This window comes from Yoonia sp. R78084 (assembly GCF_044595625.1).
Classification (GTDB): Bacteria; Pseudomonadota; Alphaproteobacteria; order Rhodobacterales; family Rhodobacteraceae; genus Yoonia.
The window spans coordinates 2,443,596-2,463,757 of sequence record NZ_CP138993.1; the positions used below are offsets into that span (position 1 = coordinate 2,443,596).

The following is a 20,162-nucleotide window of genomic DNA, read 5'->3' on the forward strand; positions in this document are numbered from 1 at the left end:
TTCAAAACGAAGCGGCACTATAGCCAAGCCCGGCGGCGCGGCAATGCCCTCTGGCGTGTTATGCAATGATATCAGGTAAAATGCGGTCTTCGAGTTGGGCAATCCGGTCTTTCAGCGCCAGCTTTTGCTTTTTCAACCGCTTGATGGTGAGCATATCAGCCGAGCCGCGCTCATGCAGGGCCTCAATGGCTTCGTCCAGATCACGGTGCTCACGACGCAGCACCTCCAGCTTGATGCGAAGGACCTCTACTTCTTCCATTTTGTTCGAAGTGTTCATCAACAGCTCATTCAGGGGCGGGATCTTGCCCCACTCTATAGTGTGAAAGCATCAAGAACCTAATACTTCCTCTTGATCAATGCCCGATCCACACCCATATTTTTAGCAACGGTCGCCGCAACGGGACCACAACCTGACAGTCGCTTCAACAAAGGGCATGTCTTATGACAAAATTGGCTTTGGGAACGCATCCGTTCCTTTTGGGTTTTGAACAGCTGGAACGGCTGGTCGAACGGACCGCGAAAAGCGGCAACGAAGGGTACCCGCCCTATAACATCGAACAAACGTCGGAAAATTCCTACCGGATCACGCTGGCCGTTGCCGGTTTTGCGGAAGGTGATCTGTCAATCACGGTTGAGGACAATGCGCTGGTCATTCGTGGCCGCCAGTCTGACGACAGTGAAGGCCGTATCTTCCTGCATCGCGGGATCGCGGCGCGGCAATTCCAGCGCTCTTTTGTACTGGCCGATGGTGTCGATGTCGGCGAGGCGATCATGGAAAACGGTCTGCTGCACGTCGATCTGACCCGCGCAGTCCCGCAGCGTGTCGTGCAAACGATCAAAATCAGGAAGGGGTAAGTTATGAATACCAAATTCGATCTCGAAAAGCTCGGTCAAGGCATCGTCTATGTGAAACCTATCCTTGCAACCGACCTTCCCGAGGAAATGCGCGAACGCGTCGGTGACCTGGAAGAGCTGTTTTCAGTCCACAACGCCGATGGCGAACAACTCGCGCTGGTTGCTGATCGCAAGCTGGCTTTTCATCTGGCCCGCGAAAACAATATGCAGCCTGTCACTGTGCATTGATCATGTAAGGTGGATCTTGATCCACCTTACTTTTGGCACCAACGCCTTAACCTTTAATCAGCCCAAGACTTTCAAGCTTCAGGATCACCTGATGCGCGCAGTTGTCGACTGGTACGCTTTCGGTTTCCAACCGCAGTTCCGGGTTTTCAGGCACGTCATATGGGTCCGAGATACCCGTGAACTCTTTGATCTTCCCAGCCCGCGCCAGCTTATAGAGCCCCTTGCGGTCGCGCCGCTCGCATTCCTCGATAGAGGTGGCGACGTGCACTTCAATAAACGCGCCAAACTGCTCGACATCTTCGCGCACGGCACGTCGGGTCGCCGCGTAGGGCGCAATCGGGGCACAGATCGCGATGCCACCGTTCTTGGTGATCTCGGAGGCCACATAGCCGATCCGGCGAATGTTCAGATCGCGGTGCTCTTTGCTGAAGCCCAGTTCGGATGACAGGTTCTTGCGCACGATATCCCCGTCCAGAAGCGTGACCGGACGCCCACCCATTTCCATCAGCTTGACCATCAGCGCATTAGCTACCGTTGATTTTCCAGAACCCGAAAATCCGGTGAAGAACACGGTGAACCCCTGCTCTGCACGCGGGGGGCGCGTCTTGCGCAGTTCTTCGACCACAGCAGGAAATGAGAACCATTCAGGAATCTCAAGCCCTTCGGACAAGCGGCGGCGCAGTTCTGTGCCCGAGATATTGAGTATCGTCACATTGTCCTTGTCCAGTATCTCGTCCGCTGGCTCATATTGGGCGCGGTCCTGCACATAAACCATGTGCTTGAAGTCGACCATTTCGATGCCCATTTCCTCCTGATGCTCGCGGAACAGGTCCTGTGCATCATAGGGGCCGTAAAAATCCTCGCCCGCAGAATTCTTGCCGGGGCCTGCGTGATCGCGACCGACGATGAAATGGGTACAGCCGTGATTTTTACGGATCAAGCCGTGCCAGACTGCCTCGCGGGGACCGGCCATGCGCATAGCAAGGTTCAGCAAGGACATTGTAGTGGTAGATGAAGGGTATTGATCCAGCACCGCCTCGTAACAACGCACGCGTGTAAAGTGGTCAATATCGCCCGGTTTGGTCATGCCCACGACCGGATGGATCAGAAGGTTCGCCTGCGCCTCTTTGGCCGCGCGGAACGTGAGTTCCTGATGCGCGCGGTGCAGCGGGTTGCGGGTCTGGAAGGCCACGACTTTGCGCCATCCCAACTTGCGGAAATAGGCGCGCAATTCGTTTGGCGTGTCGCGGCGCGCGCGGAAATCGTAGTGCACAGGTTGCTGGATACCTGTGACAGGACCACCAAGATACACGGCACCTGCAGTGTTGTGCAGATAATTGACGGCAGGATGCGCACTATCATCCGCACCAAAGACCTTTTCAGCCTCATGCGCTTTGTTCGGCACCCATTTGTCGGTGATGGTCATCGTGGCAAGGATCACACCTTCCTGATCACGCAGCGCGATATCCTGACCAAGTTCAATTGTCTCGGCAAAGGCCTCGGACACATCCAGCGTAATCGGCATCGGCCAAAGCGTGCCGTCGGCCAGACGCATCGTGTCAACGACACTTTCGTAATCGGCTTGGCCCAAGAACCCTTTTAGCGGGTTAAAGCCGCCGTTCATCAGCAATTCCAGATCGCAGATCTGGCGCGGTGTCAGATCATGGCTGGTCAGCTCGGCGGCTTCCAGCTTCATCTTCTGGGCACTCTCGTAAGAAACATAAAGCTCTGGAACAGGTGTCAGATCATGCGACATAGTTATCTCAAATACGCTAAAGGTCAGTTAGCCGTGGCATAGACGTGGCCCAAGGGGCTTGTCTAGCGGCCAGATCGAAAAAAACCGATAATGTCCTTTGCCCTGCAAATACAGGGTTAGCGTCCCCTTTCAAGGCCGCGGATTAGAACACTGACCTTAATGGCCGCGGGTTGAAAACCTACTCGGCGGCTGCGACAGCCTGCGTATCTTCCAACTCGGCGATGTATTTCTCTGCATCCAGCGCCGCCATACAGCCCATACCGGCAGAGGTGACCGCCTGACGATACACATGGTCTGTTAAGTCACCTGCAGCAAAAACACCCGGGATGGCGGTTTTCGTCGTACCAGGGGCCACTTTGACATAGCCGCCGCTGTGGGTCTCTAACTGGTCCTTGACCAGTTCTGACGCCGGCGCATGCCCAATTGCCACAAACACACCTTTTGCAGGGATCTCAGTTACTTCACCGGTTTGCGTATGCTTCACGCGCACGCCTTCCACGCCCAAAGGACTATCGGCACCATATACCTCGTCGATCTCATGGAACCACAGTGTCTCGATCTTGGGGTTGTTCATCAGACGGTTCTGCAAAATCTTCTCGGCGCGCAGTTCATCACGGCGGTGCACCAGCGTGACCTTGGATGCAAAGTTGGTCAGGAAAAGCGCTTCTTCCACGGCTGTGTTGCCGCCACCAACGACAATAATTTCTTGGCCACGATAGAAGAAGCCATCGCAGGTCGCACAGGCGCTCACACCGAACCCTTTGAATTTCTCTTCCGACGGCAGCCCCAGCCATTTCGCACGCGCACCGGTGCATAGGATCACCGCATCAGCGGTATAAACTGCGCCACTGTCACAAGTGGCTGTGAAGGGGCGGTTTTGCAGATCAAGCGAGGTCACGATATCGCCCACGATTTCGCAGCCCATCGCGCGGGCGTGCGCCTCCATCCGGACCATAAGATCAGGCCCCTGCACTTCGGTATCACCCGGCCAGTTTTCGACCTCGGTCGTGGTGGTCAACTGCCCGCCGGGCTCGATCCCCTGGATCAGGACCGGTTCCAACATCGCGCGCGCGGCATAAACGCCCGCCGTATAGCCCGCAGGCCCCGATCCGATGATCAATACTTTGATGTGGCGCGCGTCGGTCATGGCAGTCTCTCCTAAATTCCCCTTTCGATATAGCCCTCTGCAGGCGATGATAAAAGACCAACTCGTCGCGCGCAGCCTGCGTTATTTTGTTGCTAACCCTTGAAATAATATTGCGCACAGGACCTTCTTGGCGTAGTATTTGCAAAATATCAGGGAAAATCCGATGCCAGGGACCAAACTAGACGAAATCGACCGCATGATTCTGGCGGAACTGCAGGCCGATGGTCGCATGACCAATGTCGAGCTTGCCAAGCGTGTGGGCATCTCCGCCCCGCCCTGTCTGCGCCGCGTGCGTACTCTGGAAGAGCAAGGCTATATCCAGGGCTATCATGCCGATGTCAACGCCCGCGAATTGGGTTTCGAGGTACAGGTTTTTGCGATGGTCGGACTGGTCAGTCAGGCCGAGGCAGACCTGAGTGCATTTGAAAACCGCTGCAAGTCGTGGCCTCTGGTACGCGAATGTCACATGCTGAACGGTGAGGTGGACTTCATCCTCAAATGTGTCGCCCCTGATCTGCGGACGTTCCAGCGTTTCCTGACCGAGGAACTGACCAGCGCCGATAACGTGGCATCCGTGAAAACGTCACTGGTAATCCGCGGGGCCAAGGATGAACCCGGCGTGCCGTTTGACGTGCTTGAGGCCCGGTTGGCGCAAGAGGCTTAGAAAACTTTCTTTTGCGCCCAAAGTCGCCTAAACTCATGAGGTCAACCTTATGAGTATGCACTTTGGCAATATATTCGTTCTTTGTTTACGGCGAAGGGAATATCTCGCTTACCGGAACGCGGGTTGTCGATGGCGTTACCGTTCCCAAGACACTTGACGGACTTGACCAGGGTGACGGCAGTCATCTGGTCGGCGAAACGCTCACAATCAACACGACAGGCACGACAGAGATTTTTGTCGACGACAGTGGCTCGGAAACGAATTTTGCGGATAATGACGGCGGTCAGAGCCTTGATGCCGATGTCACTATTGATGGTGTGACCTTTACGGCAGGCGCGGGCATTGAAGCCGAATATCAATTCGTCCTGCGTGATCCCGATGGCAACCTCTACACAGCGATCGCTGTCAATATCAACAATAGCAGCCCGAGCTATGCGACAATCGAGGCGATCACCTTTGTTGATATCGTACCCCCGCCCAACACCCCGCTCGAGATCATAAGTGCATCTGAAGGTCCCTCAAATGGTGGCCCCGGTGCAATCGACGAATCCCGTCTTGTTCCTTGTTTCTGCGAAGGTACGCTTATTTCAACGGACCGAGGGCCGCAGCCGGTTGAGACACTCAGTGAGGGTGACCGTATTCTGCGGGCGGATCAGACATTTGGTATCTTGCGCCGTGTCTTTACCACAACCCTTTCAAAGGATGAATTGCGCTGCAACCCGCGCCTCTATCCTGTCCGTATCGTTGCTGGTGCTTTGGGCAAAGACCTACCCGAGCGCGACCTGCTGGTATCGCGGCAACACAGGATGCTGGTGTCCTCGAATATCTCGGAACGCATGTTTGACGTGCGTGACGTGCTAATTCCGGCGATCAAATTGACCGCCCTGCCCGGCATTTACGTGGAAGAGGACGTATCCCACGTCACCTATGTCCACCTTCTGTTTGATCAGCACGAGGTGATCTTTGCCGAAGGCGCGCCAACGGAAAGCCTTTTCACCGGCCCAGAGGCCCTCAGCGCCATTTCACCCGAAGCAAAGCAAGAAATTCTGACGCTGTTTCCGGAAATAGCAGACATCAACTACCGGCCGGAACCTGCGCGTTTTATCCCATCGGGGCGACAACAAAAGCAGGCCATCGCACGCCATCTGAAGAATCAAAAACCGGTTCTCATGTAGAGACTTCTGCGCCGCGTCATCGCCAGCGGTGACAGCTAGTTCAATCAAGAAAGAAAAGGACGCCCACTTTCGCAGACGCCCTCTCCTTCACATAGCCATCAGATATATGCGCGAACAGATGTTCCGAGGCCAGTGATCCCTATTCGCCCCCACCCAACTGGTGGACATAAGCGGTGACTGCTTTGATTTCTGCCTCTGTCAGGCGTTCGCCCCAAGGCGGCATGACACCAAAACGGGCATAGCGCACGGTTTCTTCGAGGGCATCCACGCTCCCGCCGTAGAGCCAGATCGCATCGGTCAAATTAGGCGCGCCCAGATCACGGTTACCTGCGCCGTCATCGCCGTGGCAGGCGGCACAGTTGTTGAGGAAGAGCTCTTCGCCTGCCGCTGCAAGACCCGCGTCATGCTCTTGATTGGAAATCAGACGCACATACTGGACGACCTGATCCACCTCTTCATTGCTGAAGATCTCGTCATAAGCGGTCATTTCAGAGTAACGCGCATCCCAGTCTTCCTCGTTCCGGATACCGTGACGGATCGTGTATTCGATGTTGTCGAAATCACCGCCCCAGAGCCAGTCATCATCCAGCAAGTTGGGATAGCCCACCGCACCGGCGGCACCCGACCCGTGGCACTGGGAACAGTTGTTGCGGAACACCGCACCGCCGGCAGAGGTCGCAAAGCGGGCCAGGTCCTCGTTCTCCAACAGGGTGTTCAGATCGGCAGAGGCCAGTTGCGCCGAAATCTCGGCGTTCGCGTCTTCAAAACGGGCGATGTCTTGCGCTACTTCGGCCCGTGTTGAATAGCCCAACAGACCAGCCGTTGCGCCGCTGATCATCGGCCATGCGGGATAGGCGATCGAATAGGCCACGCCCCAGAAGATCGTGATGTAGAAGGTCCAGAGCCACCAGCGCGGCAAAGGGTTGTTCAGTTCCTTGATCCCGTCCCAAGTGTGACCTGTTGTGTCAGTGCCTGTGACGTCGTCGATGTCTTTTTGGTCATTGCTGCTCATTTCTGCAGCTCCTCAGTCTCGGAAGAACCGGGGCGGTCCTCGTTACGGAAAGGGATGTTGGCGGTGTCGCGGTGCAGGGCGCGGGTCCCGGGGCGCAGGGCCCAGAGGATTGCGCCAATGAACAGCGTGAACATCGCCAGCAGCATCCAGTTTTCAGCCATCTGGGTCAGGAGAGATGTGTTTTCCATATCCATGCCTCCTTAGCGGCTTGCGTCTGGGGTGAAGGTCGAGAAATCGACCGTTGTGCCCAGCATTTGCAGATAGGCGATGAGAGCATCCATTTCGGACACACCGGGCGCGCCGTCGAAGTTGCGGATTTGCGCCCCCGGATAGCGTTCGAGAAGATCGTCATAGGCCTCTGTATTCGGATCGGCCTGCGCCAGTACATCCGCTGCAGCGACCTCGATCATTTCATCGGTGTAAGGCACACCAACAAACCGGTGGGTGGACACAAGATCGGCGGTATACTCCGCGTTCACCGGCGTATCGAGCAGGTAGGCATAGCCCGGCATGATCGATTCCGGCACAACCGAGCGTGGCGCGATCAGGTGATCAAGGTGCCATGCATCCGAGTATTTGCCGCCAACACGGGCCAGATCGGGGCCCGTCCGTTTGGACCCCCACTGGAACGGATGGTCATACATGGATTCCGCCGCTAGTGAGTAGTGGCCGTAGCGTTCAACCTCGTCCCGCATGGGGCGGATCATCTGGCTGTGGCACACATAGCACCCCTCGCGGATGTAGACATCGCGCCCTGCCAGTTCGAGCGGGGAATAGGGTCGCACCCCCTCTACCTCTTCGATGGTATTCTCAAGATAGAAGAGGGGTGCGATTTCCACGATCCCGCCCACCGTCACCACCAACAGGGAGGAGATCAAAAGCAACGTTGGACTGCGTTCAAGGATCGCGTGTTTGGAAAGGAAGCCTTTGGCTGGTGTGTTTGGTGTATCAGACATATCTCAGCCCTCCTTATTCTGCTGGCACGCCAACCGGTGCGTGGACTTTCGCCCCGCCACGGATGGTCATGTACATGTTCCACGCCATGATCAGTGCACCGCCGAGGTACAGAACCCCGCCAAGGCCACGGACCACATACATCGGGAACTTCGCGGAAACGGTGTCGGCAAAGCTGTTCACAAGGAACCCGTTTGCGTCGACTTCACGCCACATCAGGCCTTCCATGATCCCTGTGACCCACATCGAGGCCGCGTAGAGGATGATGCCGATTGTGGCCAACCAGAAGTGCCAGTTGATTGCGGACATGGAATACATCTGCGCGCGTCCCCACAGTTTCGGTGTCAGAAAGTAGAGTGCGGAGAATGTGATCATCCCGTTCCAGCCCAGCGCACCGGAATGCACGTGACCGATGGTCCAGTCTGTGTAGTGTGACAGGCTGTTAACCGCACGGATCGACATCATCGGGCCTTCGAATGTGGACATGCCGTAGAAGGCAAGGCTGATCACCATCATCCGGATAATCGGATCGGTGCGCAGCTTGTCCCAGGCGCCTTGCAGCGTCATCAGACCGTTGATCATACCACCCCAGCTTGGCATCCACAGGATGATCGAAAAGACCATACCCAGTGTCGACGCCCAGTCAGGCAGCGCTGTGTAGTGCAAGTGGTGTGGACCTGCCCAGATATACAGGAAGATCAGCGCCCAGAAGTGGATGATGGACAGTTTGTAGGAAAAGACCGGACGCCCGGCCTGCTTGGGTACAAAATAGTACATCATGCCGAGGAAGCCCGCAGTCAGGAAGAAGCCGACCGCGTTGTGGCCATACCACCACTGCACCATAGCATCCTGCACGCCCGAGAAGACCTGCACAGATTTGCTGCCCCAGATGCTGACAGGGATGCTGAGGTTGTTGACCAGATGCAGCATCGCCACAGTGATGATGAAGCTCAGCAGGAACCAGTTGGCGACATAGATGTGCTTTTCGACCCGTTTGAAGATCGTGCCCATAAAGACCGCCAGAAACGCCAGCCAGACCACAGTCAGCCAGATATCGACGTACCATTCAGGCTCGGCATATTCTTTGGATTGGGTCGCACCGAGCAGATAGCCAGTCGCCGCCAGAACGATAAAGAGGTTGTAGCCCCAGAAAACAAACCACGCGAGATTGCCACCCCACAACCGTGCGCCGCAGGTCCGTTGCACGATGTAGAAAGACGACATGATCAGGGCATTCCCGCCGAACGCAAAAATCACCGCACTGGTATGCAGTGGGCGTAGCCGTCCAAAGTTGCCATAGGGTTGTAAGACCTCGAAATTGAGGGCTGGGAAGGCCAGTTGGAAGGCAATAACCACGCCCACCAGAAACCCGACAACACCCCAAAAACCGGTGGCGATTACGCCGGCGCGGACGACATCGTCCATATAGCCGTCAGGCGTGGCGTAAACCGGCGCTTCCATCTGGCGCAACACACGCACAAACATAAAGGCCGCGACGCCCATGATGATGAGAGCATGCACGATATACGCAACATCACGCCCCCAGTTTGCAGCGAGAGCAGCAAAGAGCGTAACACCCCCCAATGCTATCAACTTTATATAGTTCCCCATAAGTGATCCCCTTTTCTTGCCGGATCGCAAAAGGGTCCGACGGCTACTTGGTTCATGTGCTTATGGAATCCGGGGCGCAGCGGGTCTTTGATGTGGATCAATGGCGCGTTTGACATGGATCAAGGTCATGCAAAGCAAAGAAAGCCAGTGTTCTGGCAAGAGGCGGTTTTGCGCGAACGATCGCCCCCAACGTAAGACCGATATGGGGAAGGCCGGACCAATGTCATACAAGATTATCGCCACGATTCTCACCGACACAGACCAATCCGCAGAAGCGCTGGATGCGGCCATCGCGCTTTCAGACCGGATGGATGCGCATCTCGACGTTTATGTCGTGACAATCAGCCATACCGAAACAAACAATTACTACATCGGCGCCGAGGCGTTGATGGTGGCGCAACAAACCACCGACGCCATGGCCGAGCGCGAGGCAATCGAAGCATGGCTATCCGACCGGATGCGCGGCGAAGTCGTGCGCTGGTCATCACAGGCCGCCACCGTGCAAGGCCCTGCCTTAACAGGTTATCTGGCCCGCAAGCTGCGATTCTCTGATCTGGTGGTGTTGCCCCGCCCCTATCAGGACAATCCCGAGGCCGCGTCTCTTGTCGAGGCCTGCCTCTTTGCCGCCGAACGACCCGTCTTGATGATTCCCAAGGGCTGCAAAGCGCCTGATGCGGGCGGTCATGTGCTGATGGGTTGGAACGACGGGGCCGAAGCGCTGGCTGCGGCGCGGGCCGCGATGCCCCTTCTGGAGCAGGCCGATATCACAGATATCTGTATCATTGATCCGCCGATGCATGCCGCCGACCGCTCTGATCCGGGCGGCGCGATGGCGCAATACCTGATGCGTCACGGCACAAAATCCGAAGTCGCCGTTCTGGCCAAAACCGAACCGCATGTCAGCGATATCCTGTTGCGGCGCGCGAAAGAGGTTGGTGCAAAGATGATCGTCAGCGGTGCCTATGGCCATTCACGGCTACGCGAGGCTGTCTTTGGCGGCGCGACGCGCGACTTGCTGGAACTCGCCGACTTGCCAATCCTAATGTCGCGTTAGGATATCTGGCACGGGGTCAGAGATAGGAGCTAGAAGCCCTCTTCACCTGTCTCAGCCTTCAAAGCATCCAGATCAGGTACACGAATGTCGCGGCGTTCATCAAAAGCGATCAGCCCGTCTTTCTTCAAGGCGGACATCTGGCGGCTGACCGTCTCAATCGTCAGGCCCAGATAATTGGCCATCGTCTCACGGGTGATTGGCAAGGTGAATGTGGTTGCTGCCGTCTCACCGGGTTTCAGCGACGCCATGCGTACCGCGATCATATGCAGCAAGGACGCGATTTTTTCGCGCGCGGTCTTGCGGCCCAAGACCAGCATCCACTCACGGGCAGCGTCCAGTTCATCCAGTGTCATCTCAAGCAGACGCTGGCCGACATGCGGCGTATCAAGGATCATCTTCTCAAAGGGTTTGCGCCGGAAACAACATAGCATGACGTCGGTTTCTGCGACCACGTCACAGTCAATCGTGTCGCGATTGGGGCGTCCCATGAAATCGCCCGGTAAAAGCAACCCCACCATCTGCACACGGCCATCAGGCAACGTCCGCATCAGGCTGGAGACCCCCGACACAACCGAACCGACAAATTCCAGTGGATCACCACCAAAAAAGATCGGCTGGCCCGCGGCATATGTCCGGTAATACTTGATCTCTTCCAGTTGAAGCAATTCGTCCGGCTCACATTTGGAACAGACTGCACTATAGCGAATGGGACAATCATTGCAGGAGCGCAGCTTTGGAACGGCGAGCGTCATTTTGTAATTCCCCGGTCTTATTGGCTGACCCCAATATGGCGCAATTCCAGCGCAGGTTCAAAGGCGCATTTCGCACAGCGCATATTGGGCCCGGTCACCGTCCGGCAATTGCAGCCAATTCGTCTGCCGCATCGCGCAATGTCTCAAGATGCTTTGTCAGTTCCGCAACCTGCACCCTTTGTTCGGGCGCATGGATCGAGAGTGTCGACAAGAGCCTCCCGCGGTCATCGAGAATGGGCACGGCAATGGCGCTCATGCCCGGCATGAATTCCTGGTCATCCGTGGCATAACCCCGCTCCCGCGTCCTCGCCAGTTCCTCTCGCAACAACGCCGGATCGGTGATTGTCTTATCCGTTTGCCGGCGCAACTCGTTGTTCTTCAGGAACCGGTCAAGGTAATCGGGGCGCAGCGTTGAAAGATACATTTTCCCGCTGGCCGTGCAGTGAAACGGAACCTGAGTGCCGACGGGCAACTGAATGCGCAGCGGCCAATGGGTTTCCACACGGTCGAGATAGAACATGCCCTCGCGTTCGGGGATCGCAAGATTACAGGTCTCGCCAACTGATAGCGCCAAGGACTTCAGGACAGCCAATCGCACGGTTCTGATCCGCTCGGACGACAGTGTATTGATCGAAAGTATCCGCATCCGACGGCCGGGACTGTAGGACCGGCCGTCAATGTCGCGTTGCAGAAACCCTTCTGCCTCTGCCGTTGCAAAGAGCCTGTGGATCGTCGGCTTGGGCAGCTTCATGGTCTCGTTGATGACTGACGGCGTGACAGGGACGCCGGCCTTCGCGACTTCTTCTAAAAGCAACAAAAGCCTTAGATTGGTCGGGATTTGGCCGGCGGCCTCATCGTTTTCGTCGTCAATCATCGTCACATTATCTATCCGGCAAAATCGCGAGTGCAGTTTCCGGAACAAGTGCCACAAAGAACCAGACTGCAATCAGTGCAATAAGGTAGGGCACGATGTAGCGCAACAACCGGAAGTAGGGCACACCTGTTACACCGGAGGCGACATAAAGGTTAAGCCCGTAGGGCGGCGTTACAAACCCGATGGATGCGCCAACGAGGAAGACAACTGCAAAGTGGATCGGATCAATGCCGACAGAGGCTGCAATTGGCGCAAGAATGGGCGCAAGAATGATCGTCACGGGCAAGGATTCAAGAATCATGCCAGTCACGAAAACAATCGCCATGGATGTGAACAGCACCGCATAATAGCCGCCCATTCCTGTCACAAAATCACCAATGGTTTCTTTTGCGCCCAGTGATGAAAGTACCTGTTGCATCGCTACCGAAACAGCGATCAACGGAACAAGAATGCCCGTAATCTGCGCCGAGCGCGACACGATAGACGGCACCTGCGGAATCGTGAAACCCTGCACGACGAACATCGAGGCAAAGCCTTTCTGTTCAACGGGCACATCGGCGGCAGCGCCCATAACCTTGTTCAGCGGATAGCACAGCAAGCCGATGAAGACACAAAAGCCCACGGTCACACCTGCTGCCTCGGTCGGTGAGAACTTGCCGGTATAGATACCCCAAAGCACCAAACCGATAGCAAAGAAACCCAACCAAGCGCCGATAGCAGTCTTGATCAGCCGCGAAATCGAAAGGCCGATCAGGATGCCCCAACCGTTTATCGTGCAGACGATAAAGGCTGCGGTCATCATTCCCATAACCATCAGCGTGCCAGGAATAATCCCCGCCACAAAAAGATCGGAGATCGGCAGGTTCAACAAAAAGCCGTAGACAATAAAGATGATCGAAGGCGGGATAATGATACCCACCGTACCGCCCGCAGCAGCCGTGGCCGCAGAAAAGCGCTCGTCGTAATTGCCCTTCACCATCTCGGGATGGAGCATTGAACCAATGGTCGCCGTCGTGGCCGAGTTAGATCCCGAAATCGCCGCGAACAGACCGCAGGCTGCGATAGACGCCATCGCAAGACCACCGCGCAGCCAACCCAGACAAGAATAGGCAAAATCCGACAATCGCCGCGCGATCCCCGATTGGTTGATCAGGTCACCTGTCAGGATAAACAGAGGCATGGCCAGCAGGGCAAAACCTTTGCTAAAGACGTTGATCAGTTCATTGCCGGTGTTCGCGAGGGGCAAATCAATGACAAAGCTACACCCGATAACCCAGTAAAAGATCACCAGCAGGACCGGTGTCCCGAGCATAAAGAACAGCGTTACCGCCAGCGAAATGATGGTAATCCATGTGCCGTCAGTCATTACACATCTCCGCCAATAACTGCTTGTTTGATGATCTGATCGCCAGACCGGTAATTGTTCCAGTCTTCCAGCCAATTGCCGATCACACGACCGGACATAAGGGTGAAAGCAATAGGAACGGTGATGTAGAACCACCACTTCATGACGTCATCGACACCGTCGACGAGTTGAAAGTTGTCAGCGGACAGTACCGTAAACCGCAGCGACGTAGTGATCGCGATCCAGCAGAAGCCGAACCAGAGAATAGCATCAAGTGTGAGGGTCGCCATTTGGCCCGCGGGGGGCATTTTGGTTCTAAATTCGCTAAAGCTCAGGTGCGTGCGCAGCTTGACGTTATAGGAACAGGCGAACCACGCCATGACCATAAACAGGAAGGGCGGGACCGTCGTTGATCCTGACCACTGGTGCGAAAAGACAAAGCGGTCGATCACACCCCAACAGATGATCCCGGCGATGATCAGATACACAATTACCGAGAGGCCGCGCTCTAGATGGCGCTCCATGAAAGGGAAGAATTGATAGAACAAATGGGCCAGAACACCGCCCACAAAGGTCGCCACAAAACAGAACAGCCACATACCGTCTGTATCGAACGCACTCCGCATTTCCCAGGCACTTCCCGAGAAGAGAGCGGGCACAATAGCTACCGCCTCGGATAATATCGACATACAGGTCTCCCCCCGAAATCTGTCTTAGAGCTGCATTGACCGCAGCTATCTTATTGTGTGGTGAAAAAGGCCGGCCGAACTCACATTCGGCCGGCCAGATTTCTAGTCAACAGGCAAAGGCCTTAGCCTTTCCACCAGCGACGTGGTTCAACGTTTTCAGGCAACGTGTTCGCATCAATTGTGCGGACCTCGTCATAGATCTCCTGATATGTGTCCAGACCACCGGACCAGCCGTTGAGGCGCTCGCGCCACTCTTCCCAGAGTGCTGGCTGATACTCAGGCGAACACATTTCTTCCGCCTTCTTGATCTCCTCAGGAGACAAGAACGCGTTGCGCACGCCGTTTTGTGCAAAGATCGTGTTTGGAAGCTGAGGGTCAGACTGGCCGACAGTGTTGATCAGGGCAACTTCGTTTGCTGCCTGGACATGTGTCTGTGCCCAATAGGCTGATTCCATTACCGCATCCTGCAGATAGCCTTCAAGGCTATCGAAGACCGACGCAGACATGGCTGTATGCTCGGTACCGCAGAAGAAGTTCAAGTGAACAGACTGGGATACAACAGGCGCCATGTTGGCGTAAGCCACCGCAGAGGCCCATGTTTCCGCACCGTCAATCAGGCCCTGCTTGAGGCCATCAAGGGTTTCTTCCCACGCGATCGGAACAGGGTTCAGGTTCAGTGCTTCCATCGCGATGCGACCAAGCTGTGTACCTGTGACGCGGTTCTTGGTACCGGCCAACTGCTCGACAGATGTGATTGTGGGTTTGTCGTCAAAGTTCATACCCAGCTGGATGCCGCGCAGTTCCGCATGGCTGAAAAGGAACTTCAGACCGTGACGCTTTTCATATGGTTCACGCAGCAGACGCATGGACGCCGGTGAATACAGGAAGTGGTACTGGTCTGCGCGGTTACGGAACATATACGCGTAGTCCAGAACGTTCAGGTAAGGTGCACCACCGGCAGAGTTCTGTGTTGAGGCCGCATAGATATCAACGATACCCTGCTGTGTTTTTTCAACGCAGGACGTTTGACCGCAGATCTGGTTGTCACCAATAAATTCGATGCGAATTTCACCGTCTGTACGTGCCTCCAGATCACGTGCAAACTCCAATGCGCCCGCACGCTCGATCAGCAGGTTGCGGGCGTTAAAGCCGGATGCGCCAAATTTCAGGTTGTATTTTGCTTCCTTCGCGAAGCGGCGTTCGTAGGTCGATTCCGCCGCCGCGGCGAGGTTCGCAAGGCTCATAGCGCCACCGAATGTTCCCGCCGCCATAAGCGTCGAACTCATCCCGTATTGCCCTGCCAGCTTGAACAGATCCCTCCGCGAAATCTGGCTGAGTTTATCTCCAATCATCATGTTTCCTCCCATGTTGTCGATTATTGAGACTTATAGTTTCAAAAAAGCCTAGTATAGTCTTTGCGTTCTGCATAGAGTTTTTTCACATTGATGGAGAAAGAAGCAGTGGAAGCTGATTTTATAGTTGTAGGCGCAGGTTCTGCAGGCTGTGTCCTTGCCAATCGCCTCAGTGCGAATCCCGCACATAAGGTGATTCTGCTTGAGGCAGGTGGCCGTGATCTTAACCCATGGATCCATATTCCAGTGGGATATTTCAAAACGATCCACAATCCCAAGGTGGATTGGTGCTATAAGACAGAGCCTGATCCGGGCCTGAATGGGCGGTCGATAGAATGGCCCCGCGGCAAGGTTCTGGGCGGGTCTTCCTCGCTCAATGGCCTGCTCTACGTCCGCGGACAACCACAGGATTATGACCGCTGGCGCCAGATGGGAAACACCGGCTGGGGGTGGGACGATGTACTGCCGCTTTTCAAACGCGCCGAGAAAAACGAACGCGGTGCCGATGAATACCACGGCGATCAGGGCCCGCTGTCGGTTTCCAACATGCGCATCCAACGTCCGATCACCGATGCATGGGTCGCAGCGGCCCAAGCCGCAGGCTATAAATTCAACCCTGACTACAATGGCGCGGAGCAAGAAGGCGTGGGCTTCTTTCAGCTGACGTCGCGCAACGGCCGGCGGTGTAGTGCGGCTGTGGCCTATCTCAATCCGGTCAAATCGCGCGAAAACCTGCAAATCATCACCCATGCGCAGGTCGAAAAGGTTATTATCGAGGGCAAGCGCGCCACAGGCGTGACCTACACTGACCGCAGCGGCACCCAGCACACGATCAAGGCATGCAAGGAAATCGTGCTCTCGGGTGGTGCGATCAATTCGCCACAAATCCTGATGCTGTCAGGCATCGGCGAAGCGGCACAACTGGCCGAAAACGGGATCAATGTGGTGCATGATCTGCCGGGTGTGGGCAAGAACATGCAGGATCACTTGCAGGCGCGGCTTGTATACAAATGCAACGAACCTACCCTGAATGATGAGGTCGGCTCGCTCTTCGGGCAGGCCAAGATCGGATTGAAGTATCTGATGTTCCGCGCCGGTCCGATGACGATGGCCGCCAGTCTTGCAACAGGGTTCCTGAAGACGCGCGACGACCTAGAAACGCCTGATATCCAGTTCCACGTCCAACCTCTCTCGGCCGAAAACCCCGGCAAGGGTGCCGATAAATTCTCGGCATTCACCATGTCGGTGTGTCAGCTCCGCCCGGAAAGCAAAGGCGAGATCAGGCTGCAAAGCAGCGATCCACGGACCTACCCCAAGATTATTCCGAATTATCTGTCCACCGAAACCGACTGCCGCACCGTGGTCGCAGGCGTGAATATCGCCCGCAAAATTGCGCGGCACGCGCCACTAACATCGAAGATCAGCGAAGAATTCCGGCCCAATCCGAGCCTACCGATGGATGACTACGATGCAACGCTGGACTGGGCGCGCAACAACACTGCCTCGATCTATCACCCGACGGGCACCTGCAAGATGGGCGAGGGCGAGGGCGCGGTTGTTGATGCGCGGTTGCGTGTGCATGGCATTGCAGCGCTGCGTGTCGCGGATTGTTCGATCATGCCGGAGATTGTCTCGGGCAACACAAATGCCCCTGCGATCATGATTGGCGAAAAAGCGTCAGATTTGATTTTGGAGGACGTCTAGGAAGTGAGGGACAGCCGCGACTTGATGCTACTTGAAAAACCCGATCGCGCGCGCTCCATGCTTGATCCCGTAGATCCGAAGAGGCTGTAGTATATGAAAACAAGACAAAAAATGCAGACCTTTGACTGGTTCAACTTCGCTGCGCTTGTTGCGGTCGGTGTATTTCTTGGTCTGGCAATCGATGGCTTATTCGCACTTGCCGCAATGGGCGCGTGGGGCAGTATCTTGATGATCATCGCCCTTTCGGCAGGTTTCATCGTCTTTTATCTGATTGTGGAACGGGCGTTCGAGTTCATTTCGACAGGAAGGTTTTCGGCACCTCGACAACTCCAGAAACCCCGCAAACCGCTTGTTATGGTTTTCAGCCTTCCACTTGGCGTCATTATCGGCATCATCGGGGCGCAGTTTGGTTTGGGTGATTTGCTGCTCTAGGATATGGCGCGGCCGCTAACACCGGTAGATTGACACCGCCAGCTGTCAACTCTGCCCTTGACCCCTCCGCCGGAATCGCAAACACTGACCGTGATGGTTTCCATGCGCCGAAAATGCGTCTGGGATGAAAAGGGAATACGGTGAGGAAGAGCCAAAGCGCGCCGAATCCGTGACTGCCCCCGCAACTGTGAGCGGCGAGCGACCCCGATGATCACCACTGAGCGCAAGCTCGGGAAGGATCGGGCAAGCAGCGACCCGCAAAGTCAGGAGACCTGCCATCAAAGGTACAGAGATGTGCCACGAGAAACTCAAACCGGGCGGGGTGTCCGGAGCGGAGAACATGATGGTGAACACGGCTCTTTCGGCCCCACAAACATGCCCTTTCGTCCCCCCGCTTATGCGCGGAGGGCTGCATGGACCGGACAACACAACACCGCATCACGGTCTGCACATCGTGTAGACATAAGGGGACGGAATGCCGCCCCGGATACGAACTTGTTGAAAAACTGCGCAAAGCGATTGCCGCAGCGGGCGATAGCATTGCCGAAGACTTTGCCATTTCGGGCGTTGCTTGCATGGCAGGCTGCGACCGCCCCTGTACGGTCGCCTATCACGGGACGCAAAAGGCGACTTACCTTTTCGGCGATATCACACCCGAGGATGATATCGACGACCTCGTCGACTTTGCCAAACAATACGCTGTGCTGCATGACGGCTGGTGTTCCTCGGTGGACCGCCCAGGCAAACTGCGTAAATCAACGCTGGCCCGCGTGCCTGCCGCAATGATCGCCCTGCAAGACAGCAAGGTGCTTGCGTCATGAGCGGCGCACATCTGAAAGTCACCGACGCAAGCTGGCGCCCCCACCGGCGGATGGATCCTGTGCTTCAGCCCACAAGTTTTGAGATCGCCGCAGGCCGCGTGCTTGGTGTGGTCGGACCCAATGGTGCAGGTAAATCAACGCTCTTGCGGCTGCTCTACCGCTATCATGCCCCCAGCACTGGACGCGTGGAAATCAATGGGCAGGACATCTGGTCCATGCCCGCACGCAAAGCAGCCCAACACGTTGCGGCAGTCTTGCAGGAACAAGCCGCAGCCTTCGGCCTGACTACCCGCGAAATCGTCGCGCTCGGGCGCACCCCTCACCGCCAAGCGTATGCCAGCCCCGGTACCCAAGACCACACCGTGATCGACGAAGTGATGACACTCCTCGACCTGCAAGGGTTGGCAGACCGCGATTTCGGCACGCTTTCGGGCGGTGAACGCCAGCGTGTCATGGTCGCTCGTGCGCTGGCACAGCAGCCACAAATTCTGATCCTGGACGAACCGACAAACCACCTTGATATCCGCCACCAGCTCGAAGTGCTCGCGCTCATCAGGCAGCTTGATCTGACCATCGTCGTGTCACTGCATGACCTGAACATGGCTGCCAATATCTGCGATGATATCCTTGTTCTGGAAAACGGCCACCCCCGTGGATTTGGATCGCCCGATACGCTTTTGACCGAAACACTGGTCTCCGACACTTTCCGCGTCAACGCGCGCCGCGAAAAACTCGCACCCAGCGACGCCAGCCACCTGTCCTTTCATCTGCCAACCTGAAGAAACCCACACATGAAACTGTATTTGACAACCGCCGTCCTCAGCTTCGCGGCAGCCAGCGCCTTTGCCCAAACCACCGTCCAAAGCTGTGAGCGCGAGGTGACTTTCGACGCCCCGCCAAAGGCCGCCGTGTCCAATGACATCAATCTCACCGAAATGATGCTGGTGCTGGGCCTGACCGACAAGATGGTCGGCTACACAGGCATTTCCGGCTGGAACAAACTTGACGAAACCATGCGCGCAGGGGTCGCGGAACTGCCAGAACTCTCCGAACAATACCCCTCCAAGGAGGTTCTGATCGGCGCGGAGGCGGACTTCTACTTTGCGGGCTGGAACTATGGCATGCGCGTGGGTGGCGAAGTGACCCCCGAAACGCTCGCTCCCTTTGGCATCGCGGTTTATGAACTCACGGAAAGCTGCATTCACATAGGTGGGACAGGCGCGCGCACCGCTGCGTCAATGGACGACATGTACAATGACCTGCGCAATCTTGGCGCAATCTTTGGTGTGTCGGACCGCGCCGAGGCGCTGATCGCGGATTACCAGGCGGAGCTCGCGACTTTCCTCGCCGACCTGCCCCCCCTGGCTTCACCGCCCCGCGTCTTTGTTTACGACAGCGGCGAGGATGCGCCCTTTACGGCAGGCCGCTATGCCATGCCAAATGCACTGATCGCAGCGGCAGGCGGTGAGAACATCTTGGATGATCTCGACAAAAGCTGGACCACCGTCGGCTGGGAGGCCGTTGTCGAGGCAAACCCCGAAATTATCGTCATCGTAAATTATGGCGAAGTGACTGCTGCGCAAAAACGCAACTTCTTGGTGTCCAACCCTGCCTTCACGAACCTCGACGCTGTCAAGAACGACCGCTTCGTTGTCCTCGAATATGTTGAGGCAACACCGGGCCCGCGCAACATCGAGGCCGTGAAAACACTCGCTGCAGCATTCCGCGTCAATTAAC

General features: G+C 56.1%; 22 protein-coding genes and 1 riboswitch. Of the genes, 10 read left to right on the forward strand and 12 right to left on the reverse strand.

Features of this window, described 5'->3' with window-relative positions:
- Positions 1-58: 58 nt before the first annotated feature.
- On the reverse strand, positions 59-277 hold the full coding sequence (locus tag SJY29_RS12280) for a YdcH family protein (RefSeq protein WP_110278244.1): 219 nt from the start codon (positions 275-277) through the stop codon (positions 59-61).
- A gap of 164 nt (positions 278-441) precedes the next feature.
- On the opposite strand from SJY29_RS12280, the gene SJY29_RS12285 reads away from it, so the two are divergent.
- On the forward strand, positions 442-855 hold the full coding sequence (locus SJY29_RS12285; RefSeq protein ID WP_055687403.1) for an Hsp20 family protein: 414 nt from the start codon (positions 442-444) through the stop codon (positions 853-855).
- A gap of 3 nt (positions 856-858) precedes the next feature.
- Positions 859-1,083, forward strand: a complete 225-nt coding sequence (locus SJY29_RS12290) for a DUF1150 family protein (protein ID WP_076661025.1) — start codon at positions 859-861, stop codon at positions 1,081-1,083.
- Between the two features lie 46 nt (positions 1,084-1,129).
- On the opposite strand, the gene SJY29_RS12295 is transcribed toward SJY29_RS12290, so the two are convergent.
- Together SJY29_RS12295 and trxB are read right to left on the reverse strand one after the other, a co-directional pair.
- Positions 1,130-2,839 (reverse strand): bifunctional sulfate adenylyltransferase/adenylylsulfate kinase, encoded by a 1,710-nt coding sequence (locus SJY29_RS12295; protein WP_400083416.1) that lies wholly within the window; start codon positions 2,837-2,839, stop codon positions 1,130-1,132.
- 178 nt (positions 2,840-3,017) lie between these two features.
- Entirely contained in the window at positions 3,018-3,986 is a 969-nt protein-coding gene (gene trxB, locus SJY29_RS12300; protein ID WP_400083419.1) for a thioredoxin-disulfide reductase, read from the reverse strand.
- A 163-nt stretch (positions 3,987-4,149) separates the two neighbouring features.
- Between trxB and SJY29_RS12305 the strand changes: the two genes are divergently transcribed.
- A complete protein-coding gene (locus SJY29_RS12305; RefSeq protein ID WP_055687399.1) occupies positions 4,150-4,650 on the forward strand; it encodes an Lrp/AsnC family transcriptional regulator in 501 nt (166 codons plus the stop codon).
- 62 nt (positions 4,651-4,712) lie between these two features.
- The gene (locus SJY29_RS12310) at positions 4,713-5,825 is read left to right on the forward strand and encodes a Hint domain-containing protein (RefSeq protein ID WP_400083423.1); all 1,113 of its coding nucleotides are present in this window, start codon (positions 4,713-4,715) and stop codon (positions 5,823-5,825) included.
- A gap of 139 nt (positions 5,826-5,964) precedes the next feature.
- Here SJY29_RS12310 and ccoP read toward each other — a convergent pair whose 3' ends face one another.
- The 4 genes from ccoP to ccoN are packed head-to-tail and all read right to left on the reverse strand — an operon-like array spanning position 5,965 to position 9,402.
- On the reverse strand, positions 5,965-6,837 hold the full coding sequence (ccoP, locus tag SJY29_RS12315; protein ID WP_400083426.1) for a cytochrome-c oxidase, cbb3-type subunit III: 873 nt from the start codon (positions 6,835-6,837) through the stop codon (positions 5,965-5,967).
- A complete protein-coding gene (locus SJY29_RS12320; RefSeq protein WP_110278549.1) occupies positions 6,834-7,025 on the reverse strand; it encodes a cbb3-type cytochrome c oxidase subunit 3 in 192 nt (63 codons plus the stop codon). The genes ccoP and SJY29_RS12320 overlap by 4 nt, the downstream gene beginning before the upstream one ends.
- Before the next feature lie 12 nt (positions 7,026-7,037).
- Positions 7,038-7,793: a cytochrome-c oxidase, cbb3-type subunit II gene (gene ccoO, locus SJY29_RS12325; RefSeq protein ID WP_110278238.1), complete on the reverse strand. Its 756-nt coding sequence runs from the start codon at positions 7,791-7,793 to the stop codon at positions 7,038-7,040.
- Between the two features lie 13 nt (positions 7,794-7,806).
- Positions 7,807-9,402: a cytochrome-c oxidase, cbb3-type subunit I gene (gene ccoN / locus SJY29_RS12330; protein ID WP_110278237.1), complete on the reverse strand. Its 1,596-nt coding sequence runs from the start codon at positions 9,400-9,402 to the stop codon at positions 7,807-7,809.
- A 220-nt stretch (positions 9,403-9,622) separates the two neighbouring features.
- Between ccoN and SJY29_RS12335 the strand changes: the two genes are divergently transcribed.
- A complete protein-coding gene (locus SJY29_RS12335; RefSeq protein WP_400083431.1) occupies positions 9,623-10,456 on the forward strand; it encodes a universal stress protein in 834 nt (277 codons plus the stop codon).
- Between the two features lie 29 nt (positions 10,457-10,485).
- Here the strand turns inward: SJY29_RS12335 and fnrL are convergent, their stop codons facing one another.
- The 5 genes from fnrL to SJY29_RS12360 form a co-directional block, all read right to left on the reverse strand.
- On the reverse strand, positions 10,486-11,208 hold the full coding sequence (fnrL, locus tag SJY29_RS12340; RefSeq protein WP_110278235.1) for a transcriptional regulator FnrL: 723 nt from the start codon (positions 11,206-11,208) through the stop codon (positions 10,486-10,488).
- 94 nt (positions 11,209-11,302) lie between these two features.
- Positions 11,303-12,082: an IclR family transcriptional regulator gene (locus SJY29_RS12345; RefSeq protein ID WP_110278548.1), complete on the reverse strand. Its 780-nt coding sequence runs from the start codon at positions 12,080-12,082 to the stop codon at positions 11,303-11,305.
- 7 nt (positions 12,083-12,089) lie between these two features.
- On the reverse strand, positions 12,090-13,448 hold the full coding sequence (locus tag SJY29_RS12350; RefSeq protein WP_400083434.1) for a TRAP transporter large permease: 1,359 nt from the start codon (positions 13,446-13,448) through the stop codon (positions 12,090-12,092).
- Positions 13,448-14,116 carry a TRAP transporter small permease gene (locus SJY29_RS12355; RefSeq protein WP_110278233.1) on the reverse strand — a complete coding sequence of 223 codons (669 nt, stop codon included), beginning with the start codon at positions 14,114-14,116 and terminating at the stop codon, positions 13,448-13,450. The genes SJY29_RS12350 and SJY29_RS12355 overlap by 1 nt, the downstream gene beginning before the upstream one ends.
- A gap of 122 nt (positions 14,117-14,238) precedes the next feature.
- Positions 14,239-15,471: a TRAP transporter substrate-binding protein gene (locus tag SJY29_RS12360; RefSeq protein ID WP_110278232.1), complete on the reverse strand. Its 1,233-nt coding sequence runs from the start codon at positions 15,469-15,471 to the stop codon at positions 14,239-14,241.
- 90 nt (positions 15,472-15,561) lie between these two features.
- On the opposite strand from SJY29_RS12360, the gene SJY29_RS12365 reads away from it, so the two are divergent.
- From SJY29_RS12365 to SJY29_RS12385, 5 genes are all read left to right on the forward strand, one after another.
- Positions 15,562-17,172: a GMC family oxidoreductase gene (locus tag SJY29_RS12365; RefSeq protein ID WP_400083437.1), complete on the forward strand. Its 1,611-nt coding sequence runs from the start codon at positions 15,562-15,564 to the stop codon at positions 17,170-17,172.
- Between the two features lie 93 nt (positions 17,173-17,265).
- Complete coding sequence (locus tag SJY29_RS12370; protein ID WP_400083439.1) at positions 17,266-17,604, forward strand: hypothetical protein; 339 nt, start codon at positions 17,266-17,268, stop codon at positions 17,602-17,604.
- Between the two features lie 77 nt (positions 17,605-17,681).
- Positions 17,682-17,899: riboswitch (cobalamin riboswitch) on the forward strand.
- Between the two features lie 118 nt (positions 17,900-18,017).
- Complete coding sequence (locus SJY29_RS12375; protein ID WP_400083440.1) at positions 18,018-18,425, forward strand: DUF1636 family protein; 408 nt, start codon at positions 18,018-18,020, stop codon at positions 18,423-18,425.
- The gene (locus SJY29_RS12380) at positions 18,422-19,204 is read left to right on the forward strand and encodes an ABC transporter ATP-binding protein (protein ID WP_400083442.1); all 783 of its coding nucleotides are present in this window, start codon (positions 18,422-18,424) and stop codon (positions 19,202-19,204) included. The genes SJY29_RS12375 and SJY29_RS12380 overlap by 4 nt, the downstream gene beginning before the upstream one ends.
- Before the next feature lie 12 nt (positions 19,205-19,216).
- Positions 19,217-20,161 (forward strand): ABC transporter substrate-binding protein, encoded by a 945-nt coding sequence (locus SJY29_RS12385; RefSeq protein ID WP_400083444.1) that lies wholly within the window; start codon positions 19,217-19,219, stop codon positions 20,159-20,161.
- Position 20,162: the final 1 nt, after the last annotated feature.

What these genes read in the sequence shown, in the direction of transcription:
- SJY29_RS12280 (WP_110278244.1), bottom strand. Translation starts at nt 277, where the DNA reads ATGAACACTTCGAACAAAATGGAAGAAGTAGAGGTCCTTCGCATCAAG.
- SJY29_RS12285 (WP_055687403.1), top strand. Translation starts at nt 442, where the DNA reads ATGACAAAATTGGCTTTGGGAACGCATCCGTTCCTTTTGGGTTTTGAA.
- SJY29_RS12290 (WP_076661025.1), top strand. Translation starts at nt 859, where the DNA reads ATGAATACCAAATTCGATCTCGAAAAGCTCGGTCAAGGCATCGTCTAT.
- SJY29_RS12295 (WP_400083416.1), bottom strand. Translation starts at nt 2,839, where the DNA reads ATGTCGCATGATCTGACACCTGTTCCAGAGCTTTATGTTTCTTACGAG.
- trxB (WP_400083419.1), bottom strand. Translation starts at nt 3,986, where the DNA reads ATGACCGACGCGCGCCACATCAAAGTATTGATCATCGGATCGGGGCCT.
- SJY29_RS12305 (WP_055687399.1), top strand. Translation starts at nt 4,150, where the DNA reads ATGCCAGGGACCAAACTAGACGAAATCGACCGCATGATTCTGGCGGAA.
- ccoP (WP_400083426.1), bottom strand. Translation starts at nt 6,837, where the DNA reads ATGAGCAGCAATGACCAAAAAGACATCGACGACGTCACAGGCACTGAC.
- SJY29_RS12320 (WP_110278549.1), bottom strand. Translation starts at nt 7,025, where the DNA reads ATGGAAAACACATCTCTCCTGACCCAGATGGCTGAAAACTGGATGCTG.
- ccoO (WP_110278238.1), bottom strand. Translation starts at nt 7,793, where the DNA reads ATGTCTGATACACCAAACACACCAGCCAAAGGCTTCCTTTCCAAACAC.
- ccoN (WP_110278237.1), bottom strand. Translation starts at nt 9,402, where the DNA reads ATGGGGAACTATATAAAGTTGATAGCATTGGGGGGTGTTACGCTCTTT.
- SJY29_RS12335 (WP_400083431.1), top strand. Translation starts at nt 9,623, where the DNA reads ATGTCATACAAGATTATCGCCACGATTCTCACCGACACAGACCAATCC.
- fnrL (WP_110278235.1), bottom strand. Translation starts at nt 11,208, where the DNA reads ATGACGCTCGCCGTTCCAAAGCTGCGCTCCTGCAATGATTGTCCCATT.
- SJY29_RS12345 (WP_110278548.1), bottom strand. Translation starts at nt 12,082, where the DNA reads ATGATTGACGACGAAAACGATGAGGCCGCCGGCCAAATCCCGACCAAT.
- SJY29_RS12350 (WP_400083434.1), bottom strand. Translation starts at nt 13,448, where the DNA reads ATGACTGACGGCACATGGATTACCATCATTTCGCTGGCGGTAACGCTG.
- SJY29_RS12355 (WP_110278233.1), bottom strand. Translation starts at nt 14,116, where the DNA reads ATGTCGATATTATCCGAGGCGGTAGCTATTGTGCCCGCTCTCTTCTCG.
- SJY29_RS12360 (WP_110278232.1), bottom strand. Translation starts at nt 15,471, where the DNA reads ATGATGATTGGAGATAAACTCAGCCAGATTTCGCGGAGGGATCTGTTC.
- SJY29_RS12365 (WP_400083437.1), top strand. Translation starts at nt 15,562, where the DNA reads ATGGAGAAAGAAGCAGTGGAAGCTGATTTTATAGTTGTAGGCGCAGGT.
- SJY29_RS12370 (WP_400083439.1), top strand. Translation starts at nt 17,266, where the DNA reads ATGAAAACAAGACAAAAAATGCAGACCTTTGACTGGTTCAACTTCGCT.
- SJY29_RS12375 (WP_400083440.1), top strand. Translation starts at nt 18,018, where the DNA reads ATGGACCGGACAACACAACACCGCATCACGGTCTGCACATCGTGTAGA.
- SJY29_RS12380 (WP_400083442.1), top strand. Translation starts at nt 18,422, where the DNA reads ATGAGCGGCGCACATCTGAAAGTCACCGACGCAAGCTGGCGCCCCCAC.
- SJY29_RS12385 (WP_400083444.1), top strand. Translation starts at nt 19,217, where the DNA reads ATGAAACTGTATTTGACAACCGCCGTCCTCAGCTTCGCGGCAGCCAGC.